The sequence below is a fragment of the Halogeometricum sp. S3BR5-2 genome, from assembly GCF_031624635.1.
Lineage (GTDB): Archaea > Halobacteriota > Halobacteria > Halobacteriales > Haloferacaceae > Halogeometricum > Halogeometricum luteum.
Genome location: NZ_JAMQOQ010000001.1, coordinates 777,101 through 792,914, shown reverse-complemented (window position 1 = coordinate 792,914; position 15,814 = coordinate 777,101). Strand labels below are relative to the sequence as shown.

Sequence of the window (15,814 nt, the reverse complement as noted above, 5' to 3'; positions counted from 1 at the left end):
TTTGACGCGCCGTCCCCTATCTCGGCGCATGACGTTTCAACCCGGGAGCGACCTGTCCGAAGAGGAGATTCGAGAGCGCGTCGACGACCTCATCGAGTCGAACGAGGTGGTGCTGTTCATGAAGGGCAACCGCCTGATGCCGCAGTGCGGCTACTCCGCCCGCGCCGTCGAACTCCTCGGCAAGCACCGCGAGGAGTTCGAGACGGTGGACGTCCTCCCCGCCCTCGACGCCTACCGCGCCGCCCTGAACGAACACAGCGGCTGGGAGACCATCCCGCAGGCGTACGTGAAGGGCGAGTTCGTCGGGGGGAGCGACATCCTCTCGGAACTCGACGAGCGCGGCGAACTCGGCGAGACGGTGTCGGCCTGACCGCCCGCGAGAGTTGTATTTCAGTTCGCACGGACGAATCAAAGAGTAGGCCTAATAAGTTCGCAGACCGTACATCAACACAGGTATCGACGTCGCGCCGCCGCGCGCCAGCACCAACCGATACTGCTCCAACAATGTCAGGCCGCGTATTCCGACTTCACTCAACGCTCGAACTGCCACTCGAAGACGTCATGGAGTTCTTCGAGAACGACCCCGACCTCCCGCCGGAAGTCGAGGACGTGGAAGTCACCCGCCGGAACAACACGCTCATCCTCAAGGCCGTCGCGGCCGACGACAGCCTCAGCAAGTACACCCCGACGGCGCAACTCAAAGCGAGCGTCACCGAGAACCGGGTGTACGAGGAGGAACCGCCGCGCGCGGGCGCCCCGCGATGGGGCGAGGAAGAGGAGGAGATTCCCTCCGAACTCGTCGAGTTCGCGTGTTTCAAGGGCGACCGGGAGACGGTTCTCCAGAACACCGCCCTCCAGTTCCCGATGTTCCTCGTCCTCCGCGAACTCGCGCTGATAGCCGAGAAGGGGACGCTCACCGCCATCACCGAGTCCGACGGCGAACTCGACGCCACGCGCATCGTCGAGGGCGAAGAGCGCCCCGCGACCATCGAAGTCGTCGAGAACCCCTCGAAGAGCGGGTCCGGCGGCGGCGGCGTCAACTGGCGCGACAACAAGTTCATCAGCTAACTCCCTCGTTCTGTCCGGTCGCCGACGGCTGTTCCTCACGGCGCGTTTCTCGTCCTCGTCCTCTCCTCGCCCCGACAGCGTCCGCGTTCGAGAACGGAGCGACGGCGACGCCGAGCGACAGAGGTTTCCGCCGTCGGCCTGTCTCGCAGACCGGATGGTGGACGACAGTTTCCGCGAGACGATAGTCTCCCGCTCCGCCGACCGCCGGCGGGCGGAACGCGGACGGGGGGAGAGCGAGGGGAAGCGCCGCCGCGTCGACCCGGGGGCCGAATGACCGGCGAGCGGCGCTCCCGCCTTCCGAGTCGGACCGCCGCGGTCCGGGGACTCCGCTTCGCCTTCGTCGGCTTCCTCGCCCTCGCGCTTCTCTCCGCCGGCGTCTCGTTTCTGACGTACGACCCCGTCGACCCCGTCGGGGACGCGGCGGCGGGCGAACCGGCCGACGTCGACGGCGGCGTCGGCCCCGCCCGCGTCGTCGCCACTATCGACGGCGTGGGACCGGGACAGCTAGTCGCCTACGATGCCGACGGACGGGTCGTCTACCGGAACGACTCGCTGACGCTGTACCACGACGTCGACCCGACGCCCGGAAGGGACCGCACCGTGACGTACGTCGCCTCGGACGCGGCCGACGAGAGCGCCTGCGCGGGCGACGCCTGCCTGCGGAACGTCATCGAGCGGGTGAACCTCTCCACCGGGGAGGTGACTCGGGTGTACGAGCGCGTCCACCGGCGCAACGGGTCGACGCAGATACACGACGTCGACCGGGTGAACGAGTCGACGTTCCTCGTCGCCGACATCAGCTACCCCGACCGGGTGTACATGGTGAACGTGACGACGGGCGAAACCGTCTGGGAGTGGCGCGCCGCGGAGGCGTTCGCGCCGGAGAGCGGCGGGAGCTACCCCTCCGATTGGACGCACGTCAACGACGTGGAGATGCTCTCCGACGGCCGCGTCATGGTGAACCTCCGCAATCAGGACCAGGTCGTGTTCGTCGAACCCGGTGAAGGGGTGCAGTCGAACTGGACGCTCGGCGCCGACGGCGCGCACGGCGTCCTCTTCGAGGCGCACAACCCCGACTACATCCCCGAATCGAGGGGCGGGCCGGCCGTCGTCGTCGCCGACTCGGAGAACAACCGCCTCGTCGAGTTTCAACGAGCAAACGGGTCGTGGACGCGGAGTTGGACGTGGCGGGACACGACGCTGCAGTGGCCCCGGGACGCGGACCGACTCCCGTCCGGCCGGACGCTCGTCGCGGACTCGCACGGCCAGCGAATACTGAGTGTCGAGGAGAGCGGCGCCGTCGCGTGGTCGAAGCGGTTCCCGACCGGCAGCTACGACGTGGAACTCCTCGGCACGGGCGACGAGAGCGCCGGCGGGAGTAGCGCGGCGAAACTCGACCTCCGGTCCCGGCGGCCGAGTTCGCTCGTCGGGGACGGGAACACCTCGATGCGGGGCGCGGCGGTGGGCCCGTCGCTCGACGCGACGCCCCCGGCGGACGCCGCCTCGGAGACGGAGAACTCCGTCGCCGCCCGAGCGCTCGGAGCGGTCGGACCCGCGGTCGAGTACGTCCGCTACTCGCTCGTCTCCGTGGTCCCGCCCCGCGTCCTCCACGGCCTCCTGTACGTCCTCCCGTCGTGGGTCTCGGCCCTCGACGTGACGCTCGCCCTCGGAGCGGGTGCCGTCGGCGCGCTCTGGGCCGCCGCGTCCGCGGCGGCGCGCGTCTCCTCGCGTCGGCCGTAGGCGGAGCGAGTCGCGACCGAGGGAGAACGCGCACGCCGCTCCCGCGCGCTGGGGGTCGCACGCGCGCCGCGAGAGCGCTATCGCCGCACGGAAGTCGTTCCCACGGCCTGAACAGGATGAAAGACGCTTTAGGGCTGTAATTAGATGTAATTACTGTATGCCGGAAGGCTTCCCCGACTACCTCGACGTCGACTACACGGACGGCGAAGGAGAGACCCCCGACGACTATCCGTCCATCCAGGACAAGATAGAGAAGGCCATCGAAGTCACGAAGGACGGCCTCGAACAGTACGAGAACCCCGTCGTGATGTGGACGGGCGGCAAGGACTCCACGCTCTGTCTGTACTTCATCAAGGAGGTGGCAGAGAAGCACGGCTACGAGGTGCCGCCGGCCGTCTTCATCGACCACTACCAGCACTTCGACGAGATTCACGACTTCGTCGACAAGTGGGCCGACGAGTGGGACCTCGAAGTCATCTACGCCCGCAACGAGGACGTCGGCCAGTACGTCGACGAACACGACCTCGAACCCGGCGACGACATCGAAGTCGACGCGCTGTCGGAGCACAACCAGCACCACATCCGGAACCTACTGGAGTACGAGGAGGACACGTTCCCGTTCCTGCTCGACACCTACGTCGGCAACCACCTGCTGAAGACGGTGGCGCTGAACGACGCCCTCGAGGAGTACGACGTCGACGGCGTCATCTCCGGCGTCCGCTGGGACGAACAGGAGGCCCGCGCCGACGAGACGTTCTTCTCGCCGCGGCACGACCCCGACATCTACCCGCCGCACGACCGCATCCAACCCATCCTCCAGTTCGACGAGGCGTCCGTCTGGGACGCGTTCTGGAACTTCGTCGTTCCGGATACGGTCGAGGGCTACCCCGACGACGGCTACGTCCCGCAGTCGGCCGACGACCTGCCGAACGGTCTAACGCAGGACGACATCCCCGTCTCGCCGAAGTACTTCGCCGGCTTCCGCTCGCTGGGCAGCGAGGTGTCCACCGACAAGACCACCGAGGAACCGGCGTGGCTGCAGGACATGGAGAACACGACCGAGCGCGCGGGCCGCGCACAGGACAAAGAGGACCTGATGGAGCGCCTGCGCGACCTCGGCTACATGTGAAGTCGGGACGCACCTGAACGCGCGCGCCCGTCCGGCGAACCACGCGGACCATTCTTTCGAGCGTTCGACTCCTGAGCGACGCGTACGCGCCGTGCGAACGAGTAGCCACGCAACAGTGATATCCTCGCCGCGCGATAGGTCGTATCGAATGACTTCCTCCTTCCCCTCGTACGTGACGCTCGATTACGACGCCGGCCGCGGCGAGAGCGCCGCCGACTACCCGACGCTCGAAGACAAGATGGGCAAAGCCGTCGAGGTGACGCGCGCGGCCCTCGAACAGTACGAGCGACCCGCGGTCATGTGGACCGGCGGGAAGGACTCCACCGTCGTCCTCTACGTCGTCCGCGAAGTCGCCGCCGAGATGGGCGTCGACGTCCCGCCCGTCGTGTTCATCGACCACTTCGAGCACTTCCCCGAGACCGTCGCGTTCGTCGAACGCTGGACCGACGCCTGGGACCTCGACCTCGTGGTCGCGAAGAACGACGACTTCGTCCGTCTCGGGGCCACCCCCGGCGACGAGATTCCCCTCTCGGACCTCTCGGCGGGGAACCGCCGCGAACTCGAACGACTGGAGCACGAGGGCGAGACGCTCACCCTCGACGCCGACTCCTTCGAGGGGAACCACCTGCTGAAGACGGTGGCGCTGAACGACGTGATAACCGAACGCGAGTTCGACGGCATCTTCTCCGGCGTCCGCTGGGACGAACAGGAGTCCCGCGCCGGCGAGACGTTCTTCTCGCCGCGACACGACTCCGAGAAGTACCCGCCGCACGACCGCGTCCACTCCATCCTCCAGTTCGAGGAGGCCGACATCTGGGCGGCGTTCTGGGACTACATCGTCCCCGACGCGACCGACGGCTACCCGACGGGCCGCGTTCCCGAACACTCCGAGGACTTCCCGGAGGGAATCGAGGCGACGGATATCCCCGTCTCGCCGAAGTACTTCGAGGGGTTCCGCTCGCTCGGCACCGAGTCGGGGTCCGCGAAGTCCGACGACCGCCCGGCGTGGGTGCAGGACCTCGGCGCGAGCAAGGAGCGGGCGGGCCGCGCGCAGGACAAAGAGGACCTGATGGGCCGCCTGCGCGACCTCGGCTACATGTAATCCACGCGTAGTTCGGCGCTCTCTCGGCCGCGGTCCGCGGAACCGGAGGAGGTATACGACGCTCCGCTCTACCGCCTCCAATGACCGAATCCGGCGACTGGGTCGGCCTCTTCTCCGGCGGCAAGGACTCCTCGTGGGCGCTCTACCGCGCGCTCGAGGCGGGACTGAACGTCACCCGACTGCTGACCGTCCACCCCGGCGAGGGCTCCGACTCCTACATGTACCACGTTCCGGCGACGCACCTCGCGTCGCTGGCGGCCGAGAGCGTCGGTATCGACCTCGTGGAGGTGACGCCCGACGACCTCGGGGCGGCGGACGCGACGGACTCCGGCGCGCAGGGCGACGCCGAACTCGAACCGCTCGAAGCGGCGCTCCGGGACCTCGCTTCGGACCTCGACCTCGCGGGCGTCACCGCCGGCGCGATAGAGAGCGAGTTCCAGACGAACCGCATCCAGGCGATGTGCGACCGCCTCGGCATCGACCTGTTCGCGCCGCTCTGGCGGGAGGACCCCCGCGAACTCGGCGAAGCCATGCTCGACGCCGGCTTCGAGATAACAATCGTGCAGGTGGCGGCGCACGGCCTCGACGAGTCGTGGCTCGGCCGGACGCTCGACCGGGAGGCGCTGGAGGAACTGGTAGAATTACAGGAGCGGTACGGCGTCCACCCCCTCGGCGAGGGCGGCGAGTTCGAGACGTTCGTCACCGACGGCCCGCACATGGCCCGACCCATCGAACTGGAGTACGAGACGGTGTGGGAGGGGACGCGCGGTCGAATCGACGTGACGGACGCGCGCCTCGGCGAGCGGGAAAAAGCGGAGTAATCGGGGCCGTCAGGCCTCCGCGCCGACCGCTATTCGAGGTGCGAGTGCGCGCCGATGAGGGCGTTCGAGAGGTCGAGGTTCTCGATGTGGGTGTCCTCGTCGACGATGGTGTTGCGGATGTCGGCGTTGCGGATGATCGAGTCCTTGAAGATGACCGTCTTCTCCAGCGTCGAGTCCTCGACGACGCTGTTGGCCATGACGTGGACGTTCTCGCCGAGGTCGCTGTTCTCGACGCTCGCCGTCTCGTGGATGAAGTTCTCGCCGCCGAGATACCACGACACCGCGTCGAGGTAGCTCTCGGGCGTTCCGATGTCGAACCAGGCGCCGTCGAACGTGAACGCGTGCACGTCGCCCTTGCCCTGGAGCCACTGGATGAACCAGCCGGGTTCGTCGGGGTTGTTGCCGCCCGTCAGGTACTCGTCGAACTTCGGCAGCGTCTCCGCCGGGAACGCGTAGCAGGCGATGGAGACGAGCGTGCTGTTCGGCTCGTCGGGCTTCTCCTGGAAGTTGACCACCTTGTCGCCCTCCAGTTCGACGAGGCCGTACGACTTCGCCCGCTCCTTCGAACCCACGTCGTAGGCGGCGATAGAGGGGGTGTTCTTCTCCTCGAAGAAGTCGACGAACTCGCTCACGTCGAACGACAGCAGGTTGTCGCCGGCGATGACGACGAGGTCCTCCTCGACGTTCTCGCGGTCGATGAGCTGTTCGAGCGCGCCGACGACGCCGAACTTCTCGTCCTCCTCGACCGTCTCCTCGACGGAGAGGGTCGGCTTCTCGAACGGCGAGTCCGCGAGGTACTCCTCGAACACCTCCTCGAAGCGCTCGTTCGTGCTGACGAACACCTCCGAGACGCGGTCGTCCTCCTCTAAGTCCTCGAAGATGACGTCTATCACCGTCTCCTCGCCCACCGGGAGAAACATCTTGGGGCGGTGTTTCGTGATGGGCCACATTCGCGTCGCGTACCCTCCTGCAAGGACGACTGCCTTCATGCTCGAATGGACTTACCGCTCTGTCAAGTTCTTTTCCCATCTTGCCCGTTTCGTGATACTAACTTCGAACCACTGCGGCGGGTCGAACCGGGAGGCGGGCGGAAGGACTAACCACCGCTCGGCGCCTACGCGAGGGCATGTCGGAGTCGGACCCGGACCGAGACCGGAATCGGGATCAGGATTCGGACGCGACGACGCGCCAGCGCATCGCCGACGCCCTGCGGGAGGCGCCGCGGACGGCGAGCGAACTCTCGGAGACGGTCGGCGTCCCGCAGTCGTCGGCGTACCGCCACCTGAGACACGTCGCCCAGTCGGTCGACTCGAGCGGCGAGGAGCGGTTTCTCGTCGCGCCGCCGGAGTGCCGCGAGTGCGGCTTCTCCGCGTTCGACGACCCCGTGAACTACCCCTCACGGTGCCCGGACTGCCGTTCCGAGCGCATCGAGGAGGCCGTGTTCAAGATAGAGTAGGCTAAAACTCCGCGATTTCGCGGTTGTGATACTCCAGAAACCGCGCGTCGAGCGCGTGGTCCCCGCGGACGAACAGCGTCCCGCCGTCGACGACGGCGTCGTAGGCGTGCGCGATGCGGTGCGAATCCGGGTCGACGGTGACGAGGCCGTAGTCGAAGTCGGCGTGGTGGTTCGGACAGAGGACGAGGAGGTTCGCCTCCGCGTCGGGGCCGTCGTGCGGGCGTCCGAGCGGTCTGACGTGGTGGGCCTCGGAGTACCCCTCCTCGGCTTCTCGTCGCCGGCGCGCGCCGCAGACCTGACACGCGAAGTCGTACCGCCGCTTCAACGCCGTCGCCAGCGGCGTGTTTCGGACGACTCGGGTCCGACTCGTCTCGACTCGCTCCGGCGCGTCGAGGTCCGCGGCGGCCTCCGCGCGGTCGATTCGCTCCCTCCCCTCGCCGCGTCGCTGGAGGGTGAACCGATAGACTCGGCGCCCGTCCTCCTCGACGGCCTCGCAATCCACGACGTCCACCTGTCCCTGGTACTCCCACGCGGCGCCGTCGCTTCGCCGATGGAAGAAGAATATCGGGAGCGGCGCGTCCGCGGCGTTCGCCAGATAGCGGTTGCCGGCCGTGAGCGTCTGGTCGCCCGTCTGCCCCTCGCCCACGTAGGTGAACTGGCCGCCGGTCACCTCGTCGGCGTAGGGGCCGGTGTCGGCGGAGAACAGTCGGAGGTAGCGCTGCTCGTCCGCGTCGTAACAGATTTCGATGCCCCGGCCGGTCATCCCGCGGTCGAACGCCTCGCGCAGGTCCGAGGCGTCGTAGGCGGCGCCGGGTTCGAGTTCGAGGTCCGCGAGTCGCACGTCCCCCGGTCGCCTCCCGCCGCAAAAAGTGTTGGTGACCGGAACGGTTCCGGGGCGTTCTCCCCTTTCTCTACGCCTCGATACCGAGTTCGTCGAGCAGCGTCTCGGCCGCGGCGTGCGAGGACCCGGGGCCGCGCGCGGTGATCAGGTCGCCGTCGACGGTGACGCTCTCGTCCGCGTCGAGTTCGGCGTCCCAGACGCCGCCGGCGGCCTTCACCTCGTCCTCGACCCAGTAGGGGAGTTTCCGGCCGTCGGGCATCAGGTCGTTCTCGTCGACGATTCCCTCCTCCCACTCGTTGGGGAAGCCGGTGACCTCGCGGTCCTCGACGAGGAAACTCCCGTCGGCCTCGCGGGTGAAACCGAGCAGTCCGACGGCGTGACAGACGACCAGCGCCTTCCCGTCGTCGCCGCCGACGGCGCTCAGGAGGGCCTGCCGGGCGTGGCGGTCCTGGTTGATGTCCCACGCGGTGCCGTGCCCGCCGGGGAACACGACGACGTCGTAGTCCGCGGCGTCCACCGTCGCTATCGGCTCGGGGTTCGCCAGTCGCTCGTCGTTCTCGTGGACCTCCAAGACCTCCTCGGAGGTCTCCTCGCCGACCTCGTCGGGGTCGACGGAGCGCTCGTCGACGACCGGTTTCTCGCCCGTCGGCGTCGCCACGGTGACGTCGACGCCGGCGTCCGAGAGCGTGGTCAGCGGTTCGGTGCACTCTTCGCCCCAATACCCCGCCTCGCTGACGACGAACAGCGCTGTCGTATCGGACATGGTGTTTCTCCCTAGGGACGCGCGAGGAAAAAGCGACCCGGCACCGGAAGCCCGGTGCGGACCTCGCGCCTCCGCCCGGCCTACCGCTCTGCGTTCGCGGGTCGCTCCAGCGCGCGGTCGTCGCGGGCGGTGAGAAAGCAGGCCGAGCGGTGACCGCCGCCGTGGTCGGTGAACTCGGGGGTCGACTCCTCGCAGGGGGTGACGAACGCCGAGGCGAGGGCCTCCGCGGCCGCCGTCTCGTTCCCGTCCAGCAGTCGGTCGAACGCGTCCCCGAGGCGTCGCTCGGCCGCCTCGTCGGACAGTCGCTCGGGGAGGCCGAAGTCGTCCCGAATCTCCCGTTCGACGGCGTCATCCGACGCCGTCTCGACGCCGCCCGCCGCGTCGGTCCCCTCGCCGCCGACGGACTCGCGGACCGCCTCCACGTCGACGGCGCCGGCGACCACCTCGTCGCGGAGGTTCAGGAGCGAGCGCCAGTTGGCCTGTTCGAGGTCGTACTCGTCGGACTGTATCACGCGGTGACAGCGCGTGTGGAACCGACACCCGGACGGCGGGTCGACGGGACTCGGCACCTTCCCCGTCAGGTCGATACCCTTCCGTCGCTGTCTCGGGTCGGGCGTCGGAATCGCCGAGAGCAGCGCCTCGGTGTAGGGGTGCTGGGGGTCCGAGAACACCTCCTCGGTTTCCCCGATTTCGACGATTTTCCCGAGGTACATGACGGCGACGCGGTCGCAGACGTCTCTGACGACGGACATGTCGTGGCTGATGAACAGCATCGATAGCCCGTAGCGCTCCTGTAGCCGGTCGACGAGCGAGAGTATCTCCGCGCGAACGGAGACGTCGAGGGCGCTCACGGGTTCGTCGGCGATGATGAGTTCCGGGTTGAGCACGAGCGCTCGGGCGAGGCCGATGCGCTGTTTCTGCCCGCCGGAGAACTCGTGGGGGTAGCGGTCGTAGTCGGACGCCGAGAGGCCGACGTCTTCGAGGAGGTTCTCGACTATCGTCCGGCGTCGCTCTCTGTCCGCCATCCCGTGGACCGCGAGCGACTCGGCGACGGAGCTTCCGACCGTCATCCGCGGGTCGAGGCTGGAGGAGGGGTCCTGGAATATCATCTGGGCGTCCCGGCGGAACGCCTTCAGTTCCGCCTCGTCGAACCGCGTGACGTCCCGCGGGCCCTCCTCGCGGCCGTCGTCGAACAGCACCTGTCCCCCCGTCGGCTCCTCCAACCGGACGATGGACGACGCCGCCGTCGACTTCCCGCACCCGGACTCGCCGACGAGGCCGAGCGTCTCCCCGCGCGCGATGTCGAAGCTGATGCCGTCGACGGCCCGCGCCGCGCCGACCTGCCGCGAGAGGATACCCTCGGTGATGGGGTAGTGCTTCTCCAAGTTCCGGACCGAGAGGAGCGGTCCGTCAGTCATCGGCGGTCCCTCCGGCCTCCCCGGCCGCCGATTCGTCGTCGGCCGACCCGACGATGACCGACTCGTCGAACCCCTCGCCGTAGTACACGCAGGAGACGCGGTGGCTCTCCGAGAGGACGTGTTCGGGCGGTTGCTCGCCGACGGTGCACTCCTCGACCGCGTGCGGACAGCGGGGGGCGAACCGACAGCCGTCCGGCGGGTCGACCGGATTCGGGAGCGTCCCCTCGATGCCGCCGGCGGCCCGGTCGCCGCCGGGGAGACAGTCGATGAGCGCGCGCGTGTACGGGTGCGAGGGGGTCTCGAATATCTCGTAGACGTCGCCGCGCTCCATCACCTTCCCGGCGTACATGACGACGACGCGGTCGGCTATCTCCGCGACGACGCCGAGGTCGTGCGTGATGAACAGGATGCCCATCCCGTACTCCCGTTGGAGGTCGGCGACGAGGTCCAGAATCTGGCTCTGGACGGTCACGTCCAGCGCCGTCGTCGGTTCGTCGGCGACGAGCAGGTCCGGGTTCGTGGCCAGCGCCATCGCGATCATCACGCGCTGTTTCTGCCCGCCGGAGAACTCGTGCGGGTAGTCGTCGAACCGCGCCGCGGCGTTGGCGATGCCGACCCGCTCTAAGAGGTCGACCGCCCGCTCTCTGGCCGCCGTCTTCCCGACGTCCTCGTGGACCTGAATCGCCTCGACGATCTGCCAGCCCACCGTGTAGCAGTGGTTGAGGGCGTCCTGCGGGTTCTGGAACACGTGGCTGATGTTGGCCCCGCGGACGCGCCGCAGCGCCGACTCCGGCGCGCGCGCGAGGTCCACGTAGCCGCGGGTTATCTCTCCGTTCGTCCGCTCCTCGACGACGACGAACCGGTCGTCGTTGTCGTCGTCGGGGTCGTCGGTCCGGCCGGCCCCGCCGCGTCCGGTCGCGCCGGCCGCGTCGACCACCCGCTTCGGGAACCGCTCGGCGAACTCGCGGACGGTCTCCACTTCGCCGAACCGAACCGACCCCTCGACCGTTCCCGGCGGCGAGGGAATCAGCCGGGTCACCGACTCGCTGGCGACGGTCTTCCCGCTCCCCGACTCGCCGACGATGCAGACGGTCTCACCCCGGCGGACGTCGAAGTCGACGCCGTCGACGGCGGTGAGGAGGCCGGCGTCGGTGTCGAACGTCGTCCGCAGGCCCTCGACCGACAGCAGCGGTCTGTCCGTCCGTGCGTTCGCGGTCACGCTCGTGTTCGCGTTCGCGTTTGCGTTCGTGTTCGGATTCATGTTCACGACTCCGCCTCCGCCCGCGCCTCGGGATTCAGCGCGTCCAACAGCGCGTCGCCGAGGAAGTTGAACGCGAGGATGGTCAAGAAGAGGACCAGTCCCGGCGCCAGCGTGATCCACGGCGCGTACGAGAGGTGGTCCCGTCCGATGCTGATGAGTTGGCCCCACGAGGCGACGCTCGTGTCGCCCAGTCCGAGGAACGACAACTGCGCCTCGGCGAGGAGGAACGCCGGAATCAGGAGCGTCGCGTCGGTGATGATGCTGCTCGCGGTGTTCGGAACGAGGTGTCGCCGGATGGTGTGGTACGTCCCGGCGCCGCTGAGACGACTGGCCTTCATGTACTCCTCTTCGGTCTTCGCGAGCGCGTTGCTCCGCACGTACCGGGCGGTCCCCTCCCAGGAGAACAGGCCGAACAGGATGACCATGGTGAACAGGTCGGCGTCCCACGTGTAGATGATGAGCAAGTAGAGCACGAGCGTCGGGAACGACTGCTGGATGTCGACGTAGCGCATCAGCACCTCGTCGACCATCCCGCCGGCGTACGCGCTGACGGTGCCGACGCTCGCGCCGATGACGACGGCCATGAGCGTCGCGATGAGTCCGACTTTCATCGATATCTGCATCCCGTACACGATCATCGAGAAGATGTCGCGCCCGTCGGGCGTGGTTCCGAGCGGGTGCTGCCACGTCCCCTGACAGACGCCGCCGGCGGCCTCGCCGACGCACTCGATGACGTAGTTGCGCTGAATCTCCATGAACACGGGCGGCTGGAACTGCCGGAGCAGTTCCGACTCGGGGGGGCTGACGACGACCGGTCCGAGGATGCCGCCGACGAAGACGACGGCGAGGAAGGCGAGGCTGACGACCGCCGGGCGGTTCTTCTTGAACTCCGCCCAGTAGTAGCGCGTCATCCGCCTGTTCCGGTACAGGGGGAGGACGCCGTAGAACCCGACGAACAGCAGCGAGAGCGCGAGCAGCCAGTCGAGTCGCGTCACGTCGTAGCCCCACCCGACGGCGGCGAACGTCGCCGTGCGGTCGGGGACGGCGAGGAGGTCGTAGAGGAACAACGCGGCGAGTCCCGCGAGTATCGCGCCGAGGGCGGCGAGGCTCTTCGTCACCTCCCGGCCGCCGCCGCTCGCTATCTCGTCCCAATCGACCGTGTCGAACCGCGGTGAGTCTTGCGTGGCCATTATCTATCGTCGAAGCTGATTCGCGGGTCCAGTACGGTGTACACGAGGTCCTGCAGGAGGTTTCCGATGGTCGCGACGAACACGAAGAACAGCGACGTGCCGAGCACGACGCTCGTGTCCTGCGCGACGATGGCGCGGAACAGCAACCGACCGAGGCCGGGTATCGAAAACACCACCTCCACGAGTATCGACGACCCCGTGAAGAGCGCGAGCAACTGCGCGACCATCGTCGTCGAGAGGGGGACCATCGTCGGTCGAAGGACGTGTCGCGCGTAGATGCGGTACGTCGAGACGCCCTTCGCGCGCGCCGTCTTCACGAAGTCGGCGTTCATGAACTCCGAGGACTCGTTGCGCGAGACGCGCATGATGCCCCCGATGGACCCCGTCACCAACACGAACACCGGTATCGCGAGCTGAATCGCGTTCTCGACGCTGAACACCGGGACGTCCGTGTTGTACGTGATGGGAATCCAGCCCAACTCCACCCCGAAGATGAGGAGGAGGATGATACCGAAGAAGAAGTTCGGTATCGCGTAGCCGAAGAAGGCGAACCCCGTCGCGAGGTGGTCCTTCCAGGAGTACTGGTTGGCCGAGGAGTACAGTCCGACCAGCGGTCCCAGCGTGACGACGAGCAGCGTCCACGGGACGGAGTACTGGACGGTGTAGTACAGCGCCTCGGTCACCGCCTCCGTCACCGGTTGCGCCCGGGAGTCGGACCACCCCCAATTCAGCGTGTAGATGTTGGTCATGTAGCCGATGTACTGTTCGTGCAACGGCCTGTCCAGTCCGCGGAGTTGTCGTACCCTGTCCTGTGCCTCTGCGGGGTCGTCGCCCGCGAGCGCGGCCTGTTGGGCCGCCTGCTGTACCTCGGGGTTCGGCGCGGCGGTGAGCAGTCCCCACGTCACCGAGACGATGATGAACGTGACGACGAACGACCACGCGACCCGACGAGCGATGTACCATCCGAGTCCCATGTTGTTGTCTCTGTAAGTTGTCCGAAAGGGCGGTCGTCTGCGATGCGTCTACCGAGCGCGGAGCGAAGTCACTCGTTGCGGTACCACGTCGGGAAGTTCCAGCCGCTGAAGAAGTTCTCCGCGGGGCCGACGATGCCGGCGGAGTAGCCGACGGTGTCGGCGGGGAACGCGAGCATTCCCATCGGCTGGTCCTCGGCGACGTTCTTGAATATCTCCGTGAAGATGGGCTGGAGTTCCTCCTCGCTGGCCGCGCTGTTCGCCCGCTGGAACAGTTCCTCGGCGTCCCAAGAGGGGTAGTAGCCGTACGGATTGTACGAGGAGTCACGCGAGAAGAACACGCTCGCCGTCGTCGGGTTCAGCGGGTAGGTGTTGAGGCCGAACACGACGCTCATGTCCCACGGGTTCGCGCTCGTCACTTCGCGGGGGCCGGCGTTGTACGGCCCGTTGGACCACTCGTACTGGCTCGGGTCGTCGGGCACCTGCTGCTGCCAGTAGTTGTTGGTGAACTGCGTGCCGTCGATGGCCTGCACGTTCACCTGAATCCCGGCGTTGTCGCCGAACTCCTGTGCGATGTACTGGGCCATGTTGCGCTCGGTGTTCTGCCCGGCGCTGTGGTAGAGGCTCAGTTCGACCTGGTCGCCGCTCGGGGTGAGCAGTTGCCCGTCGTTACCGTAGCTGTAGTCGGTGTCGGAGATGGCCTCTCGAATCCGGCTCCGCGTCGCCTCCGGGCCGTACAGGTCCCCGGTGCCGAACTGCATGATTTCGCTCTCGTCGGGGTACCACTGCGACCACTGGGGCTGCCAGGTGTACTGCACCTGCGCGTAGTCGCGGAACACGCCCTGAACGAGCGCCTGCTTGTTGACCGCACAGCCGAGTCCCTGTCGGAACTTCTTCTTCTGAAAGAGGTTGCCGGGACCCGCGGTCCAGCCGTTGTCGCGCATGTTGTAGACGCAGACTTCGTTGAACGGTTGCGGGATCTGATAGACGTCGACGCCGTCCATCCCGTCGAACTCGGTGACCCGGTTCGGCGGCACCGCGACGCTGTCGGTCTGTCCCGCTTCCAGCGCACCCAGACGGGCCGCCTGCTCCTGGGTAACCTGCACTTCGAGTTCCTCGAAGTAGGGCGCGTTGCCGAAGCGGTCCGGCACGTCCTCGGCCTCCCTGAGGTAGTAGTTCTCGTTTCGGGTGAACGTGATGTTGCTCGACCGGTTCCACGACTCCAGCGAGTACGCGCCGAGGTTCCCCCCCTCCACGAACTGGAGTTCGGTGAGTTCCGCGTTGTTCTCCAGTCCTTGGGCGTCCTGTTCGCCGACGAACGGTTCGAGGAGGGCCTTGGGAATCGGGTAGAGCAGCGGGTCGTACGTCTCGGGGTACAGCGGGTTCGGGTTCGGCAGTTCGATCTGGAACTCGTAGGTGCCCGTCCGCTCGACGTTCAGTTCGCTCGGCCACGAGGGGGCGTCCGCCGTCGCGGCCCAGTCGCTCTGGTGGAGTTCGGTTATCTGATAGACGAAGTCCTCGGCGGTCACCTCGCCGTAGTCGCCGCCGAACTGCAGTCCCTCGCGGAGGCTGGCGACCCACACGTCGCCGCCGTCTGTGGTCAGGTCGTACAGTTGGGGAAAGTACTCCGTGCCGGGGCGGAAACCGTAACCCAAATCGAGCGCGTAGGACATGACGTCCGCCGCGCCCTGCTCGTTGTTGTAGAGCGGGTTCAGCGTCGCCAGCGACCCCGAGATGTCCGTCCGATACGTGCCGCTGACTTCCGGGAGTTCGTCCATCCCGGTGCTCGTCCCCTCCGACGTCCCCAGTTCGGAGCCGTCGGTCGCGGTCGCAGACTCGGTCCCCGTGCTCGCGTTCCCGTCGTCGCCGCTACAGCCGGCGAGTCCGGTCACGCCCGCCACGCCCAGCGCTTTGAGCCAGGCCCGACGGTTCATCCCCCTTCGCTCGTCGTCGCCGCGTCGGTCGTACATCCGTGACACAGTGTGACGGAATGGACAGCGCGTTATCACTCTTCCGGAGCGATACGGTGGAAACTCGTTCGGCGATTCCGGGAG

General features: G+C 67.3%; 15 protein-coding genes. 7 read left to right on the top strand and 8 right to left on the bottom strand.

From position 1 onward, the window contains the following. The first annotated feature begins 28 nt into the window (after positions 1-28). The 6 genes from NDI79_RS04100 to NDI79_RS04075 all read left to right on the top strand — a co-directional run bounded on the left by NDI79_RS04100 (position 29) and on the right by NDI79_RS04075 (position 5,860). The gene (locus NDI79_RS04100; RefSeq protein ID WP_310927169.1) at positions 29-370 is read left to right on the top strand and encodes a glutaredoxin family protein; all 342 of its coding nucleotides are present in this window, start codon (positions 29-31) and stop codon (positions 368-370) included. 134 nt (positions 371-504) lie between these two features. After that, positions 505-1,068, top strand: a complete 564-nt coding sequence (locus NDI79_RS04095) for a DUF7110 family protein (protein ID WP_310927168.1) — start codon at positions 505-507, stop codon at positions 1,066-1,068. Positions 1,069-1,338: 270 nt separating this feature from the next. Continuing rightward, positions 1,339-2,808 carry an aryl-sulfate sulfotransferase gene (locus NDI79_RS04090; protein WP_310927167.1) on the top strand — a complete coding sequence of 490 codons (1,470 nt, stop codon included), beginning with the start codon at positions 1,339-1,341 and terminating at the stop codon, positions 2,806-2,808. A 157-nt stretch (positions 2,809-2,965) separates the two neighbouring features. Then, a complete protein-coding gene (locus NDI79_RS04085) occupies positions 2,966-3,937 on the top strand; it encodes a phosphoadenosine phosphosulfate reductase family protein (RefSeq protein WP_310927166.1) in 972 nt (323 codons plus the stop codon). A gap of 148 nt (positions 3,938-4,085) precedes the next feature. Next, entirely contained in the window at positions 4,086-5,039 is a 954-nt protein-coding gene (locus NDI79_RS04080; protein WP_310927165.1) for a phosphoadenosine phosphosulfate reductase family protein, read from the top strand. A gap of 80 nt (positions 5,040-5,119) precedes the next feature. Further along, positions 5,120-5,860, top strand: coding sequence for a diphthine--ammonia ligase (locus NDI79_RS04075; protein ID WP_310927164.1), 741 nt, complete (start codon positions 5,120-5,122; stop codon positions 5,858-5,860). A 29-nt stretch (positions 5,861-5,889) separates the two neighbouring features. Here the strand turns inward: NDI79_RS04075 and NDI79_RS04070 are convergent, their stop codons facing one another. Next, positions 5,890-6,849 (bottom strand): nucleotidyltransferase family protein, encoded by a 960-nt coding sequence (locus NDI79_RS04070; protein WP_310927163.1) that lies wholly within the window; start codon positions 6,847-6,849, stop codon positions 5,890-5,892. Positions 6,850-6,986: 137 nt separating this feature from the next. Here NDI79_RS04070 and NDI79_RS04065 point away from each other — a divergent pair, with 137 nt between their 5' ends. Continuing rightward, positions 6,987-7,316, top strand: a complete 330-nt coding sequence (locus NDI79_RS04065; protein WP_310927161.1) for a transcriptional regulator — start codon at positions 6,987-6,989, stop codon at positions 7,314-7,316. A gap of 1 nt (position 7,317) precedes the next feature. On the opposite strand, the gene NDI79_RS04060 is transcribed toward NDI79_RS04065, so the two are convergent. The 7 genes from NDI79_RS04060 to NDI79_RS04030 all read right to left on the bottom strand — a co-directional run bounded on the left by NDI79_RS04060 (position 7,318) and on the right by NDI79_RS04030 (position 15,730). Continuing rightward, complete coding sequence (locus NDI79_RS04060) at positions 7,318-8,157, bottom strand: SRA domain-containing endonuclease (protein ID WP_425499565.1); 840 nt, start codon at positions 8,155-8,157, stop codon at positions 7,318-7,320. 70 nt (positions 8,158-8,227) lie between these two features. Further along, positions 8,228-8,920, bottom strand: a complete 693-nt coding sequence (locus NDI79_RS04055; protein WP_310927160.1) for a type 1 glutamine amidotransferase domain-containing protein — start codon at positions 8,918-8,920, stop codon at positions 8,228-8,230. An 80-nt stretch (positions 8,921-9,000) separates the two neighbouring features. Continuing rightward, positions 9,001-10,338 (bottom strand): ABC transporter ATP-binding protein, encoded by a 1,338-nt coding sequence (locus NDI79_RS04050; protein WP_310927159.1) that lies wholly within the window; start codon positions 10,336-10,338, stop codon positions 9,001-9,003. Continuing rightward, positions 10,331-11,599: an ABC transporter ATP-binding protein gene (locus tag NDI79_RS04045; RefSeq protein WP_310927158.1), complete on the bottom strand. Its 1,269-nt coding sequence runs from the start codon at positions 11,597-11,599 to the stop codon at positions 10,331-10,333. Before NDI79_RS04045 ends, NDI79_RS04050 begins: the two co-directional genes overlap by 8 nt. Before the next feature lie 2 nt (positions 11,600-11,601). Further along, entirely contained in the window at positions 11,602-12,789 is a 1,188-nt protein-coding gene (locus NDI79_RS04040) for an ABC transporter permease (RefSeq protein ID WP_310927157.1), read from the bottom strand. Further along, positions 12,789-13,763 (bottom strand): ABC transporter permease, encoded by a 975-nt coding sequence (locus NDI79_RS04035; protein ID WP_310927156.1) that lies wholly within the window; start codon positions 13,761-13,763, stop codon positions 12,789-12,791. The genes NDI79_RS04040 and NDI79_RS04035 overlap by 1 nt, the downstream gene beginning before the upstream one ends. A gap of 68 nt (positions 13,764-13,831) precedes the next feature. Then, the gene (locus NDI79_RS04030) at positions 13,832-15,730 is read right to left on the bottom strand and encodes an ABC transporter substrate-binding protein (RefSeq protein ID WP_310927626.1); all 1,899 of its coding nucleotides are present in this window, start codon (positions 15,728-15,730) and stop codon (positions 13,832-13,834) included. Between the last annotated feature and the right edge of the window lie 84 nt (positions 15,731-15,814).

Bases quoted from the DNA above. Each gene is read 5' to 3' on its own strand.
- NDI79_RS04100 (WP_310927169.1), top strand. From the start codon at position 29: ATGACGTTTCAACCCGGGAGCGACCTGTCCGAAGAGGAGATTCGAGAG.
- NDI79_RS04095 (WP_310927168.1), top strand. From the start codon at position 505: ATGTCAGGCCGCGTATTCCGACTTCACTCAACGCTCGAACTGCCACTC.
- NDI79_RS04090 (WP_310927167.1), top strand. From the start codon at position 1,339: ATGACCGGCGAGCGGCGCTCCCGCCTTCCGAGTCGGACCGCCGCGGTC.
- NDI79_RS04085 (WP_310927166.1), top strand. From the start codon at position 2,966: ATGCCGGAAGGCTTCCCCGACTACCTCGACGTCGACTACACGGACGGC.
- NDI79_RS04080 (WP_310927165.1), top strand. From the start codon at position 4,086: ATGACTTCCTCCTTCCCCTCGTACGTGACGCTCGATTACGACGCCGGC.
- NDI79_RS04075 (WP_310927164.1), top strand. From the start codon at position 5,120: ATGACCGAATCCGGCGACTGGGTCGGCCTCTTCTCCGGCGGCAAGGAC.
- NDI79_RS04070 (WP_310927163.1), bottom strand. From the start codon at position 6,849: ATGAAGGCAGTCGTCCTTGCAGGAGGGTACGCGACGCGAATGTGGCCC.
- NDI79_RS04065 (WP_310927161.1), top strand. From the start codon at position 6,987: ATGTCGGAGTCGGACCCGGACCGAGACCGGAATCGGGATCAGGATTCG.
- NDI79_RS04055 (WP_310927160.1), bottom strand. From the start codon at position 8,920: ATGTCCGATACGACAGCGCTGTTCGTCGTCAGCGAGGCGGGGTATTGG.
- NDI79_RS04050 (WP_310927159.1), bottom strand. From the start codon at position 10,338: ATGACTGACGGACCGCTCCTCTCGGTCCGGAACTTGGAGAAGCACTAC.
- NDI79_RS04045 (WP_310927158.1), bottom strand. From the start codon at position 11,599: ATGAATCCGAACACGAACGCAAACGCGAACGCGAACACGAGCGTGACC.
- NDI79_RS04040 (WP_310927157.1), bottom strand. From the start codon at position 12,789: ATGGCCACGCAAGACTCACCGCGGTTCGACACGGTCGATTGGGACGAG.
- NDI79_RS04035 (WP_310927156.1), bottom strand. From the start codon at position 13,763: ATGGGACTCGGATGGTACATCGCTCGTCGGGTCGCGTGGTCGTTCGTC.
- NDI79_RS04030 (WP_310927626.1), bottom strand. From the start codon at position 15,730: ATGTACGACCGACGCGGCGACGACGAGCGAAGGGGGATGAACCGTCGG.